The 13934-nt window shown below is 41.3% G+C and carries 10 protein-coding genes; 5 read left to right on the top strand and 5 right to left on the bottom strand.

All coding sequences use genetic code 11. From position 1 onward, the window contains the following. Positions 1 to 100: 100 nt before the first annotated feature. Positions 101 to 820 carry an SDR family oxidoreductase gene (locus L3V77_RS04555; RefSeq protein ID WP_275135925.1) on the top strand — a complete coding sequence of 240 codons (720 nt, stop codon included), beginning with the start codon at positions 101 to 103 and terminating at the stop codon, positions 818 to 820. A gap of 141 nt (positions 821 to 961) precedes the next feature. Then, on the top strand, positions 962 to 1621 hold the full coding sequence (locus tag L3V77_RS04550; protein WP_275135924.1) for a nitroreductase family protein: 660 nt from the start codon (positions 962 to 964) through the stop codon (positions 1619 to 1621). A gap of 396 nt (positions 1622 to 2017) precedes the next feature. On the opposite strand, the gene xylB is transcribed toward L3V77_RS04550, so the two are convergent. After that, entirely contained in the window at positions 2018 to 3469 is a 1452-nt protein-coding gene (gene xylB, locus L3V77_RS04545; RefSeq protein ID WP_275135923.1) for a xylulokinase, read from the bottom strand. A 240-nt stretch (positions 3470 to 3709) separates the two neighbouring features. Here xylB and L3V77_RS04540 point away from each other — a divergent pair, with 240 nt between their 5' ends. Continuing rightward, positions 3710 to 4906, top strand: a complete 1197-nt coding sequence (locus L3V77_RS04540; RefSeq protein ID WP_275135922.1) for a DNA-binding transcriptional regulator — start codon at positions 3710 to 3712, stop codon at positions 4904 to 4906. Positions 4907 to 4994: 88 nt separating this feature from the next. On the opposite strand, the gene L3V77_RS04535 is transcribed toward L3V77_RS04540, so the two are convergent. The 4 genes from L3V77_RS04535 to xylF all read right to left on the bottom strand — a co-directional run bounded on the left by L3V77_RS04535 (position 4995) and on the right by xylF (position 10263). Further along, complete coding sequence (locus L3V77_RS04535; RefSeq protein ID WP_275135921.1) at positions 4995 to 6041, bottom strand: polysaccharide lyase family 7 protein; 1047 nt, start codon at positions 6039 to 6041, stop codon at positions 4995 to 4997. A 476-nt stretch (positions 6042 to 6517) separates the two neighbouring features. Further along, entirely contained in the window at positions 6518 to 7693 is a 1176-nt protein-coding gene (locus tag L3V77_RS04530) for a sugar ABC transporter permease (RefSeq protein ID WP_275135920.1), read from the bottom strand. After that, the gene (locus L3V77_RS04525; RefSeq protein WP_275135919.1) at positions 7690 to 9216 is read right to left on the bottom strand and encodes a xylose ABC transporter ATP-binding protein; all 1527 of its coding nucleotides are present in this window, start codon (positions 9214 to 9216) and stop codon (positions 7690 to 7692) included. Before L3V77_RS04525 ends, L3V77_RS04530 begins: the two co-directional genes overlap by 4 nt. 54 nt (positions 9217 to 9270) lie before the next feature. After that, positions 9271 to 10263 (bottom strand): D-xylose ABC transporter substrate-binding protein, encoded by a 993-nt coding sequence (xylF, locus tag L3V77_RS04520; RefSeq protein ID WP_275135918.1) that lies wholly within the window; start codon positions 10261 to 10263, stop codon positions 9271 to 9273. An 820-nt stretch (positions 10264 to 11083) separates the two neighbouring features. Here xylF and xylA point away from each other — a divergent pair. Continuing rightward, on the top strand, positions 11084 to 12403 hold the full coding sequence (gene xylA, locus L3V77_RS04515; RefSeq protein ID WP_275135917.1) for a xylose isomerase: 1320 nt from the start codon (positions 11084 to 11086) through the stop codon (positions 12401 to 12403). Positions 12404 to 12601: 198 nt separating this feature from the next. After that, the gene (locus L3V77_RS04510) at positions 12602 to 13927 is read left to right on the top strand and encodes an anti-phage deoxyguanosine triphosphatase (RefSeq protein ID WP_275135916.1); all 1326 of its coding nucleotides are present in this window, start codon (positions 12602 to 12604) and stop codon (positions 13925 to 13927) included. Positions 13928 to 13934 lie beyond the last annotated feature (7 nt).

Here is a 13934-nt window from a genome sequence, read left to right as displayed (position 1 = left end):
CCCTATATATCAACAGTACTAAATCGCCTAATATGAGCCTATCACAACGAGGAACCCGCTGTTTCTCATTGTCTATTAACTCATTACCTTGGAGCAAATTATGAAAAAATTAGTCGTTATTACAGGTGCAAGTTCTGGTATTGGTGAAGCCATTGCTCGTCGTTTAAGTAATTCAGGACACCCGTTATTACTTATCGCACGCCGTATTGACCGCCTAGAAGCGCTTGCGTTACCTAATGCATTATGTACAAAAGTAGATGTGACCGATAAAGCCTCTTTCGAAGCTGCCATAGCAAAAGCGGAAGCGATATATGGCCCAACAGATTGCATTGTTAACAATGCAGGCGTAATGCTATTGAGCGAATTAGATGTGCAAGACCCGGCAGAATGGAAAACCATGTTTGACGTTAACGTCATCGGCCTAATGAATGGCATGCAAGCGGTTCTTGCACCAATGAAAGCCCGTCAAAGTGGAACAATAATCAATATTAGTTCAATTGCTGGTCGCAAGACATTTCCCAACCATGCGGCGTACTGCGGAACAAAATTCGCGGTTCACGCCATTTCAGAAAATGTTCGTGAAGAAGTATCAAACTCAAATGTTCGTGTGACGACTATCGCTCCAGGCGCAGTAGAAACTGAATTGCTTTCTCATACTTCATCAACTGACATCATTGATGGATACAAAGACTGGAAAGAATCTATGGGCGGAGCACTTCAAGCTGACGATATTGCTCGTTCTGTTGAATACGCTTATCAACAGCCACAAGGTGTATGTATTCGTGAAATCGTCATCTGTGCGACACGCCAACCAGCCTAATCGGACAAAAGAACGACATGTATAAACGCTAAACATCATTATGGGTAATTATACCCATAATGATTGGAGATATGAGCACTGTTTTTCTATGGCTGAACTCATTACGATGCACCCATCAAATTGCTTAACGAGAAGCCGAACATGACTCACCAAATTATTACTGATCTCAACAGCCGTTACACGGCTAAAAAATACGATGAAGCAAAGCGCATTTCATCTGACAATATGACCGTCATAAAAGAGGCGATTCGTTTGTCTGCTTCTTCGATAAACGCTCAACCTTGGAAGTTTATTGTTATTGAAAGTGACAATGCTAAGCAACGTTTCCATGACTCATTTGAAAACAACTTCCAATTCAATCAACCACACGCTAAAGAAGCCTCACACACCGTATTGTTCGCCTACAACCCTCGTTTTACAAAAGACCAATACCGTAAAGTAGTTGATATAGAAGTGAGCTCTGGTCATCTACCTGCCGAAATGTATGACAACATGCTAAACGGTGGTTTCACATTTGCAGAAATGAACACAGATGAAGTAGGCTTTAACGGTCATTGGACCAAAGCGCAGACTTATATTGCTTTAGGTAATACTTTACACACTCTTGCTCGTTTAGGTATCGACTCTACGCCAATGGAAGGTGTTGATGCGCAACTTATTGGTGAAATATTTAAAGACGAACTGGATGGGTTTGTAGTAGATGTGGCCCTGGCGATGGGCTATCACAAAGATGTTGAAGACTATAATCACAGCCAACCTAAAGCACGCCTTGCAGCAACGGATGTTATCACCGTTCTTTAACGAATTCTCTTAATTGAAAATGCTCAGGTTTATCTGATAAACGCCAGATAAATCTGAGCGTTTTTGTTTCTGAGGATAAAAAAAAAGCAAAGCGTTACCATCAATAATCGCCCCCCGATAACGAATGATCCGCTTTGCCAATCTGCGCCTTAGCGCAATTACCTTTTGTTGTTATTTAAATATTTAAGGCGTCGACATGATGCTTTATTTTTTATTTCGTTACTTCGATGCCTTTCATGTTTTTAAACATTTATTTTAAAAAACACTATTCTGATAAGTTCTTCAATTTCATATAGTTGAATAGTATTTAAAACACCATCCAGAATGGCATTTAATCGATAGATTTCCCCCTCTCTCTCTCATGGAGAGCAAAACAGAACATTCGGAAATACAACCTTAAAAAAGCGTTTTCAATTGCTGATATAGTTCTTTATACGTTTCTCGCCTTTTATCATAAAGATTATGTTTTTCTAAATCAGGTTCGTGAACCTGTACCAGCTCTGGCACGGGACAAACATCGGTTATGTGGGCGTTCTTTGCCGTGCCTAAATGCGCTAAACGCGCCGCACCAAGTGCAGGTCCCACCTCACCACCAGAACGATAAACCAATCTCATCCCAAAAATATCTGCAAGCATTTGACGCCAATAAGCACTTCTCGCACCACCACCAATAAGAGAAATTTCTTCCGGTATCAAATCAGTTGCATGAAGTGCATCCAACCCATCTTTGAAGGCAAACCCTACCCCTTCCAGAACGGCAAGCGCAAGCTCTGATTTAGTGGTTGAATGCGTCATGCCGAAGAAGACTCCTTTGGCATTTGGATCATTATGAGGCGTTCGTTCACCAGATAAATAAGGTAAAAAAATAACCTTAGAGTCTACGTCCGCATTAGCTTGCACGTCTTCTAACATAACGCCAATGTCCGCTTGTCCTGTTAGTTTCGCAACCCAATCTAAACACGAAGCGGCACTTAAAATGACCGACATAGAATGCCAAGTATTAGGCAACGCATGGCAGAAACTGTGTAATGCGGATTCGGGGTTAGATAAAAATCCATCGCTAACAGCAAAATAGACACCGGATGTCCCTAACGACAACATCGCTTGACCCGGTTCAATAATCCCTACTCCAACAGCACCTGCTGCATTGTCTCCTGCACCTGCAACGATAGGAACGCGGGGCATATTCCAACGCTGTGCCAACTCGTTTGACAACACACCCGTCACTTCGCAACCTTCATACAATGTGGGCATATGCTCTCTAGTAAGACCTGTCGCCTCAAGTAACTCATCGCACCAATCACGATGAGCAACGTCTAGCCACATTGTGCCAGCCGAATCCGACATATCTGAAGCAAAATCACCAGACATCTTGTAACGTAGATAATCTTTGGGTAACAACACTTTATCTATTTTGCTAAATATTTCAGGTTCATAATTTGCTACCCACTTCAATTTAGGTGCCGTGAACCCTGGCATCATAATATTTCCGGTAATGTCGCGACTATTTGGCACCAATGTTTCAAGCTGCAAACACTCCTCAAAACAACGACCATCGTTCCATAAAATGGCAGGCCTTAACAACTCACCCTCTTTATCAAGCAAGGTTGCACCGTGCATTTGCCCTGATAACCCAATGGCTTTGACTTTAGTGAGATCAGTCTGCTGCTGCATCTTTAAGATGGCAGTATTGGTTGCATCCCACCAATCCTGAGCATTTTGTTCTGACCATAGTTCTTTAGGCCGAGAAACGGTCAGCGCTTCTGTTTGTGATGCAATAATGACGTCATTGTCGTCAAGGAGAATAACTTTAACTCCAGATGTACCCAAATCAATTCCAATATACATATGTTCTGCCTCTGTTTACGTTCACTCGATATAGCCGTCTTCACCGTTGTGATTATTCGCGTAGATTTTTGTTTAAAATAGCGTTTTTCCTGCACTCATCATGTTCTTGAAGCGAGGTTCCCTCAATTACGTTTTTTATTAGTTATGTTCTCTGATTTAACGAGTGAGTTGTAGATCACACGCTAATGAGAATTTGCTTGTTACACTCATCATCGTTTTCAATAACGGTAAAGATAACTTATGGATAAGCGCTTTAGAATTACACTGCTTTTTAATGCCAATAAAGTTTACGATCGTCAGGTCATTGAAGGCATTGGAGAATACCTGCAAGCCTCACAGTGCGAATGGGACATCTTTCTTGAAGAAGATTTCGTCACCCATCTCGATAACTTTGAAGCATGGAGAGGCGACGGAATTATTGCAGATTTTGATAATCCTGATGTAGTGGATAGGCTCAAAGGTACCGATATTCCGGTTGTTGGCGTAGGCGGTTCCTATACTGAACCATCCCAATATCCCGATATCCCTTATGTGGCCACCGACAACAATGCGCTTGTAGAGTTGGCGTTTCAGCACCTGCGTGAAAAAGGGTTAGAGAACTTTGCTTTATATGGCATTCCTACAAATTCAGGAAAACGGTGGGCCCAAGAGCGTGAATTATCGTTTAAAAAAATCGTAGAAAGAGAGGGTTATAGCGGATCAATATATCGTGGAAATGAAACCTCACCAGAGACTTGGCAATATGATATGAACCGCCTCGCAGATTGGTTACAAAGATTACCTACCCCAACAGGTATCATTGCCGTTACCGATTCTCGCGCTCGCCATCTATTACAAGTATGCGAACAATTGAACATTATGGTCCCGGATAAAGTCTCCGTGATAGGCATAGACAATGAAGAGTTGGCCCGCTATTTAACAAGAGTATCCCTAAGCTCCGTCGGTCAAGGATGCAAAGAGATGGGCTATCGTTCAGCGAAGATACTGCATAAACTGTTATTGGCAAAAGATAAAGAAAAACCAATCAATCAAGTTCTTAAACATGCACGAGTTTTGATTCCACCGACCAAGGTATTCGAAAGACAAAGCACTGACTTTCAAGCACTAAAAGACCCATATGTCATTCAGGCTATGCACTATATTCGTCACAATGCCTGCAAAGGTATTAAGGTTGACCAAGTACTCGGTTGTGTGGGTATTTCGCGCTCTAATATGGAAGCGAGGTTTAGAGAAGAGCGAGGTCACTCCATTCATCAAGAGATTCATAATTCAAAACTGAAGAGAGCCTGCAACTTATTGGCAGAGACCACTCTCCCGATACTGGAGATCTCAGAGTTATCTGGTTACCCATCTTTACAATACATGTATACCGTATTTAAAAAGAATCTAGAAAAGACGCCAAAAGAATTTCGGGATAATGCGTTAACGGGAAAGTAATAAGAAACAACAAGGATACACACTCTGGAGAGTGTGTATCCTTGACTCAGTGTCATTGATTCATATCATTATTTAAATGAATCTGCTTCTATTTCCCGTTGAGTGTTAGTTTTGAAAAGGTGACGCTGTTGTAGTCACCCTTTTTTTTGTCGACAGAAAAATCACCAGTACCAGCACAACCCGTCCCCCATATTGAATGTTTATCGCTTACGCTACACTGACCATAAGCACCAGCTTTGTAATAGAAGTCATCTTGTGCATAGCCGAGAGCATAGTCTTGATCATCAATGCCTTTGCTCAAATCAATATCGTAGGTTACTGTTTTGTGACGTGCAGTTTCAAAGGTCAGGTGCATAATCGTACCTTTAACTTCTACTTTGTAGCTGAACTCTTCACCTAAAGCGATACCCGCTTCACCTGGTGCTTCTTGGTTTTCCCAAGTATTACCCCATACTGGATACGAAATATCTTTGCGATTAGGATCATTCTTCGCCAGATTGCGCTCATAGTTCCAAAAAACCGAACCATAACTTTGTTCAGGGAACTTTTTAAAGAAGATCTTCAGTGGTTCGTTACCGTGACCAAACCCAGTTTTAGCCTTAATTTGTTCGTCGTGCTTTTTAGCATGGATTTGACCAACAACAACAGAGTGCGCAGGAGGTCTCTCTGAATGTTTCGCGTGCTCAGATACGTGGTTAACTTTTAGCGTTGCTTCTAAAGTACCACCGACAGCGCTGTAGCTTTCCGAATCAACATGACTTGAAAGTGCCCATTGATTAAGCTTATCAGCAGTATTTATATGAGACTTTGCCCCTCGAGGCATTTGGCGTAGTTCAGAGCGAGCATTCTTCGAACTTTTGGTTGTAACAGCTTTGTTGTGCACTTCAAACACAAGATTTCCTTCTTTGTCTAAGAAGAAAAAATCTGAATGCGAGTAGCTCATCATAGCAACGCCTTCAATCTCATCGACTCTGCCATCTTGGTTGATATCTGAAGGGATAGTAATTTTCCAATTACGCATATCAAATTTGTCTGCTGGGACTGGAGATAACACTCCATTATTCACAACATCAGCTAGGGCTAGTGTCGGTAGAACTAATAAAATTGAACCAGCAGCAACAAGTATTTTATTCATTTCATATTCTCATTTATTAATTGTCATACAATAATAGATAATTAAACTATAATGAAAAACATAAATGCCGAATTATGTCTTATTGATCACACACCAAAAATAGGAATTAGCACCAAGATCAAATATTAAAAATGTACTGCGCGCTAATAATAACGGAGTAAGTACAAAACTAAACAGTCTAAGCATACAATAAATCCACAAAAAGTAGTTTATTACATACCCATGCCTTCTGTGCTTTTCTTCCAAAAACCCAATAAATTGTCATACATAATGATAAGGTAAGATTTAAAAATGCTTAGGTAATAAGACGTGTTTGATTGACTGCATACTCAATATCAGAAGGGAAGAAGAGAGAAAGAATCTACTTGTTACAAGAATATCGTATGGAATAAACCGCCTACCCACCCAAAGAAAAGAAATTGGATGGAGAAGCGGTAAAAAGAGTTAAGGGTCGTTCACTCTTTCATTATAGATTATTAACGTTTTTGCTTAGTGGCACTGTCCATCCAAACCGCAAGTAATAAGATTCCGCCTTTAACGATATACTGCCAAAAAGTCGGGACATCCATCATACTCATACCGTTATCAAGTGATGCCATAATGAAGGCACCAATGACCGCACCAATAACCGTACCGACACCACCCGCCATGCTAGTACCACCGATAACGCAAGCAGCAATCGCATCTAGTTCAGCAATGTTCCCAGCAGATGGCGAACCAGCACCCAATCGAGAACTCAAGATCAAGGCAGCAACCGCAACCAGAAGACCATTCATTGCGTATACAGATAATTTCGTTTTCTCAACGTTGATACCGGATAAACGACTCGCATCAATATTGCCGCCGATCGCATAGATACGACGACCGAACCGAGATTTCGTTGCGATGAAAGTCCCAACAATTAAGAAAAAGGTCAGCATTAATACTGGTGTTGGTACACCACGGTAATCATTCAATAAGAAGATAATCGTAAGCACTGCAATACCAATTAGCGCACTTTTTGTTACCGTAGATTGCGTACTCGCAACCGTCAGGTTGTACTTCTTACGCATTCCATTGTGCTTTTTTTGCCAAGCAAAATACGCAGATAAACAGCCAATACCAATGACTAAACTAACCATATTCGGTAGATAACTCTGACCGATAATAGACATAGCATCAGAGGTTGGTGCGACGGTTGTACCATCGGTAATACCAATCAAGATACCTCGGAACGCTAGCATCCCAGCTAAAGTAACGATAAACGAAGGCACTTTTCTGTAAGCAACCCACCAACCATTCCACACGCCCAATGTAAATCCGGCAACAAGCGTAATCACAATGGTAACCGGTAACGGCAGTCCAAACCAAACATCTAGAATAGCGGCAACGCCGCCCAACAACCCCATCATGGAGCCAACAGAAAGGTCTATTTCACCACTGATAATAACGAACACCATACCAATGGCAAGGATGCCTGTAATGGCAGTTTGTCTAAAAAGGTTAGATATATTACGTGGGGTCAGATAACTCCATTCCGTCATCACACTAAAGAACAACATAATAAACACAATAGCCGCAATCATGACGATTAGCTGTATATTCATGGTCTTAAGTTTCGCTATTACACTCATACCGTTCTCTTTTTTCAGTTCACTAGATTGCTCAATCATGCTGCTACTCCTTCGGATAAAGCACAATCCATAATAATTTCTTGAGTTAAATTTTCATTGACCAAATCACCCTTGATAACACCTTCATGCATAACAAGAACTCGATCACTTATGCCCAATACTTCAGGCAGTTCAGAAGAAACCATAATGATACTAATGCCGCTCTTGACCAATTTAAACATCAGTTTATAAATCTCATATTTCGCGCCAACATCGATGCCACGGGTAGGTTCATCAAGAATGAGAACGCTCGGGTTAACCATCAAAAATCGCGCTAAAATAGCCTTTTGTTGATTACCGCCTGAAAGGTTTTTTATGGCCGAATTGGTATTCGGTGTCTTAACCGTCAGTTTTATAACGGCCTCTTCGATTGCAATCGCCTCTAAGGTGTCATTAACAATCCCTCCGACGCTAAACTGATCGATGGCAGCCAATGATATGTTCTGGCCTACACTCATAATAGGAATGATACCGTTACGTTTTCGATCCTCTGGTACCATTGCAATTCCGGCCTCCAGGGCGTCACGACTGGTCGATGTTTTAAGTCGCTCTCCATTGAGAAAGAACTGCCCCTCATGCTTACCTAAATAACAACCGTATAGGCATTCCATCAATTCGGTTCGACCCGCGCCGACCAAGCCAGAAACGCCCAGTATCTCGCCTTTTCTTAAATTAAAACTGGCGTCGCGTACTTTAGGGATGCTGGAGTTCGCTTTATCCCACGCTTTCACATTCTTGACCTCGAGAACCACCTCACCAATGTCATGCTCTTCTCTTGGGAACAACTGCTTCATTTCACGTCCCACCATCATAGTGATGATATCGTCGGTGGTCATATTACTCGCTTCTCGTGTACCTATATGCGTCCCATCACGAATCACACAGATGTGATCGGATATCGCTTTTACTTCGCCAAGCTTGTGGGATATGTAGATGCAACTTACACCGGAATCGCGTAGGTCTTTAACCAAGTCCAATAAGATCTCAGTTTCAGATTCGGTCAGTGGTGCTGTTGGTTCATCAAGCACAAGTAATTTAGCGTTTTTAGACATGGCCTTAGCAATCTCAACCAACTGTTGCTGCCCTACCCCTAAGTCGCCCACTTTTGTTTCTGGCGAAACAGACAACTTTACTTTCTCTAGCAAAGTTTCTGCTTCAAAATGCATAAGTTCATAATCCATCACACCATACTTACAAAGCTCAGAACCTAAAAAGAGGTTTTCTAAAATGCTTAGCTCTTTAACCATGGTTAGTTCTTGGTGGATTATTGCGATACCTAAGTCTTCGGTATCTGAAATATTTTTGGGTTCTAATTTTTCGCCTTGATAAATAATTTCACCTTGGTAATCACCATGAGGGTAGATACCACAAAGCACCTTCATCAATGTCGACTTTCCAGATCCATTCTCACCACACAGGGATAAAATTTGACCCTTTTCTAAGCGAATGCTTACCCCGTCTAACGCCTTAACAGGGCCAAAGCATTTTACGATATTGTGCATCTCTAGTAATGGAGAAGACATACAAATCACTCCTAATGGAAGAAGCGCTAAGATAACCCTTAGCGCCTAAGTCGATTATTGATAAACATCTTTTTCTGCGTGGAAACCATCGGCAATAACTGTTTGCTTGAGGTTTTTTGCATCAACGGCAATAGGGTCTAATAACCATGCGTCTACATCTTTCATTCCATTGTTTAATTTAGAATTCATACGAGGCGCATCGTCATTAGCCAGAACAACCGCTATTTCTGCCGCACGTTGAGCTAACGCGACGATAGGTTTGTAAACCGTCATTGTTTGCGTACCGTTTGCAATACGACGAACGGCGGCTAAATCAGCATCTTGACCAGAAATAAGTACTTTTCCTGCAAGGCCCTGTGCATCTAGTGCTTGAATCGCGCCACCCGCTGTTGAGTCATTAGAAGCCACAACCACGTCAATATTATTATCATTTGCTGTTAAAGCATTTTCCATTATTTTCAACGCGTTCTCAGCTAGCCAGAAGTCAACCCACTGGTCACCAACAACCTTGATATCGCCTGAATCAATGCTAGGTTGAAGAATATTCATCTGACCTTTACGGAATAACTTCGCGTTATTATCTGTTGGCGCGCCACCCATTAGGAAATAACGACCCGTTGGTTTAGCCGCTATTAGTGCTTTAGCCTGCATTTCACCTACTTTTTCGTTATCAAATGACAAGTAGAAATCGATATCAGCGTTACTAATTAGGCGATCATATGCCAGCACTTTAATACCATCTCGTTTCGCTTCTTTAATAACGTTTGAAAGTACTTCACCATTGGTTGGAATAATAACAAGCACATCAACACCGCGAGAAATCATATTCTCTATCTGTGAAATCTGAGTTTGCTCATTACCATTTGCGGATTGAACATAAATTTTGGCACCTAGTTTTTCGGCTGTCTCGACAAAAATATCTCTATCTTTCTGCCAACGCTCCAAACGTAAGTCATCGATAACCATACCGATTTTTACGGATTTTGCGAATACTGGCGCGCTTATTGTTATTAACACTGCGCATATAAGGGTTATTATCTTTTTCATTCTACTGTCCTTTGTATCACGTTAGATGTAGGTAAAATCCACAAGTACTGGTGAATTTAACTAGACTTTAGAACAACTCGTTCTGGACTTCTTTTGGCAGATTTCTTTTTGTTTTTATGTTTTTTGGTTTTGTTAATCTATTGTGATCCAGCTTAAAAAAACGGACTAAATATAATATTGATAAATGAGAATCACACTTCTATTTAATTAAAACATGTAATAAACACGTTAGATTGTACCTATTAACGTCGTATACACGACCTTTCACCGTTATTGGTACGTTTTTTTTAACATTATTACTTTTACGGCTTCGTCTTATATATTTTTACTGTCTTAGAGGTCACACTTCTAAAAATTTGCAATATTCATTATTCGTTTACCTTATTTCATTTTTACACAGCATACTCTAATCCTTGTCAAAATAGTGCTAATACTACCTATACAAACCGTTGCATTAAAAAATATTTCTGACGAAAGTTTCTCAATCGTTAACTCAAATTATCTTAATTCAAAATATCAACCCACAATTTATCAACTTAAAATCCGATTCCTTTATCTATTTATACGCATTTTATAATACTTTGCTTATGTGATGAGGTTTGAATTGATAGCGACCAACCGATATTTTCAGTTTCTCTATGTCAATAGAATATGAGCATTCTTATTAAATTAATCGATAAATATGGCAAATATTTTGAGAGGTAGCCCACACAAAACAAATAGCTGAATTTTACTATCAAATATCATAATTGAATGAATTCAGTAAAAAGCCAATGATTAATCGCGAACATGGTTCACTATTATATTGGAAATAAAAGCTATGACTGAATTCTTTAAAAATGTAAGTACAATTAAATTCGAAGGAAACGAAACATCGAATCCTCTCGCTTTCCGCCATTATGACAAAGATAAGATGATTCTCGGTAAGTCCATGAAAGATCACTTACGCTTTGCCGCATGTTATTGGCATAACTTCTGCTGGCCAGGGTCTGACGTTTTTGGCGCTGGCACATTTGATCGTCCATGGTTAAAAAGTGGCGACGCGCTAGAAATGGCAAGAATGAAAGCGGATGCCGCGTTCGAATTTTTCTCAAAACTAGATGTGCCGTATTACTGTTTCCACGATACTGACGTTGCACCTGAAGGTAATTCAATCAAGGAGTATGTAAACAATTTCGCGCAAATGGTCGACATACTAGAACAAAAACAGTCTGAGACTGGCCTAAAACTACTATGGGGTACGGCGAACGCCTTCTCTAATCCGCGCTATATGGCAGGAGCAGGTTCAAACCCCGATCCTAAAGTCTTCGCCTATGCTGCGACTCAAATATTCAATGCTATGGCCGCAACCAAGCGACTGGGTGGTGAGAATTATGTCCTTTGGGGTGGCCGAGAAGGCTATGAAACGTTATTAAACACCGACCTTCGTCAAGAACGTAAGCAACTCGGTCGTCTAATGCAAATGGTCGTTGAGCACAAACATAAAATAGGCTTTAACGGCACCATTCTAATTGAGCCTAAACCTCAAGAACCAACGAAACATCAGTATGACTACGATACGGCAACCGTCTACGGCTTCTTAAAGCAGTTTGGTTTAGAGAACGAAGTCAAAATGAACATTGAGGCAAACCACGCGACCTTAGCAGGACATAGTTTCCAGCATGAAGTAGCAACCGCAACCTCTCTTGGACTTTTCGGTTCTATTGATGCAAACCGAGGTGATCCGCAACTAGGTTGGGATACAGATCAATTCCCAAATAGCGTGGAAGAAAACACCTTAATTGTGTATGAAATCCTTAAGGCTGGCGGATTCACAACAGGTGGCTTGAACTTTGATGCTCACGTACGTCGCCCATCAATAGACGGTGAAGATTTGTTCCACGGTCACATTGGTGGCATGGATACGATGGCGCTTTCACTAGAGAAAGCCGCGGCTATGATAGAGAATGATGTTCTGTCCGAAAATATCGCTAAACGTTATGCTGGTTGGAATGACAACCTAGGTAAGAAGATACTTGGTGGTGATCTATCGCTAGAAGCATTAGCACAGTTTGCCGTTGATAACGATATTTCTCCAACGAAGGAGTCTGGTCGCCAAGAACACCTAGAAAACGTTGTTAACAGCTATATCTTCAAATAACGACTAAATAGCACTCGCTATTATTTCCTTTTATTCTTCCCTCTTTGGGAAGAATAAGGGTAGTCACACCTCGCCCTCCTGAACCGTCAGAATTAGCTCATTTATTCGAATCACTTCAAATAGTTATCACACTCCCTAGACTCGCTCATTATTTCAGCGCATTATTAAAATACCAATGGGGTTTTGCATGGAGTGATTATGGATGACAAGCAGCATGTACTTTGGCAACAACGTATAAACATCGAGCATAAACTAAGGCGAAACGATCATCGTGATCCGTTTCAACGAGACCGAGCAAGAATCTTGCACTCGGCTGCATTTCGTCGCTTACAAGCCAAAACACAAGTTCACGGCACTGGCGCCAACGACTTTCACCGTACTCGACTAACTCACTCATTAGAAGCCGCTCAAATTGGTTCTGGAATTCTAGCCCAAATTGAAAATAAACAGCCTGAACTTTTACCTATATTGCCCTCTGCAAGTTTGATTGAATCACTCTGTTTGGCCCATGATATCGGTCACCCACCCTTTGGCCACGGTGGTGAAGTTGCACTCAACTATGCAATGAGAGAACACGGGGGATTTGAAGGCAACGCTCAGACCTTTCGTATCGTCAGCCAACTAGAACCTTATACAAAGTCCCATGGCATGAACTTATCGAGACGTACTCTGCTAGGACTTATGAAATATCCCGTATTATTAAGTAAAGTACGTTGTGAAGTTCTCCCGGAGGCTGTTTCTCATCAGCGTAGGCTTAAAGCGAAAGATTGGAGCCCCGCAAAAGGAATCTATAACTGTGATGAGCCCGATTTCGATTGGGTTTTAGAACCATTATCCACAAGTGATAAGGCCCTTTTTTCATCTCTGCGTGAACCGGTTATTGCGCCTGATAAACACAATAAAACGCGTTTCAAATCATTAGATTGCTCTATTATGGAGATTGCCGATGATATCGCTTATGGTGTACATGATTTAGAAGATGCCATTGTTTTAGGGATGGTCAATCGTCAACAGTGGCAGGAATCAGCGGCTAGCCAGTTGGCAGAATGCGGCGATCCGTGGTTTGAAGAAAACATTAATGATATCAGCGATATGCTGTTTTCTGGGGAGCACTATCTACGCAAAGATGCTATTGGCGGCATCGTCAATACGTTACTAACCAGCGCCCAAGTTGAAGCGGTACCCAACACGCACTTTCATAATGAACTGCTTAGCCATAACGCTTACCTAGAGCCGCATCTTGCCACCGCACTTGAGGTATTCAAAAGCTTTGTCAGTGAATTCGTTATCCAGATACCTGACGTGCAGATTATTGAGTACAAAGGCCAACAGATTATTATGGATCTATTTGAAGCGCTGAGTGCTGACCCTGAAAGGTTATTACCGGAAGCGACTCGAAAAAAATGGCAACATGCCGACACTGTAAATGGTTCAGGTATGAGAGTTATTTCTGACTACATCGCAGCAATGACGGACGGGTATGCTCAGAAGCTTCATCAACAACTGTTTTCTGCTAATAGCTAATTGTGGC

The organism is Vibrio sp. DW001 (assembly GCF_029016285.1).
GTDB lineage: Bacteria > Pseudomonadota > Gammaproteobacteria > Enterobacterales > Vibrionaceae > Vibrio.
The sequence above is the reverse complement of the archived record's forward strand: the minus strand, read 5'-3'. Positions and strand labels throughout refer to the sequence as shown.

Bases quoted from the DNA above. Each gene is read 5' to 3' on its own strand.
- xylB (WP_275135923.1), bottom strand. From the start codon at position 3,469: ATGTATATTGGAATTGATTTGGGTACATCTGGAGTTAAAGTTATTCTC.
- L3V77_RS04550 (WP_275135924.1), top strand. From the start codon at position 962: ATGACTCACCAAATTATTACTGATCTCAACAGCCGTTACACGGCTAAA.
- L3V77_RS04530 (WP_275135920.1), bottom strand. From the start codon at position 7,693: ATGATTGAGCAATCTAGTGAACTGAAAAAAGAGAACGGTATGAGTGTA.
- L3V77_RS04540 (WP_275135922.1), top strand. From the start codon at position 3,710: ATGGATAAGCGCTTTAGAATTACACTGCTTTTTAATGCCAATAAAGTT.
- L3V77_RS04510 (WP_275135916.1), top strand. From the start codon at position 12,602: ATGGATGACAAGCAGCATGTACTTTGGCAACAACGTATAAACATCGAG.
- L3V77_RS04535 (WP_275135921.1), bottom strand. From the start codon at position 6,041: ATGAATAAAATACTTGTTGCTGCTGGTTCAATTTTATTAGTTCTACCG.
- xylA (WP_275135917.1), top strand. From the start codon at position 11,084: ATGACTGAATTCTTTAAAAATGTAAGTACAATTAAATTCGAAGGAAAC.
- L3V77_RS04525 (WP_275135919.1), bottom strand. From the start codon at position 9,216: ATGTCTTCTCCATTACTAGAGATGCACAATATCGTAAAATGCTTTGGC.
- xylF (WP_275135918.1), bottom strand. From the start codon at position 10,263: ATGAAAAAGATAATAACCCTTATATGCGCAGTGTTAATAACAATAAGC.
- L3V77_RS04555 (WP_275135925.1), top strand. From the start codon at position 101: ATGAAAAAATTAGTCGTTATTACAGGTGCAAGTTCTGGTATTGGTGAA.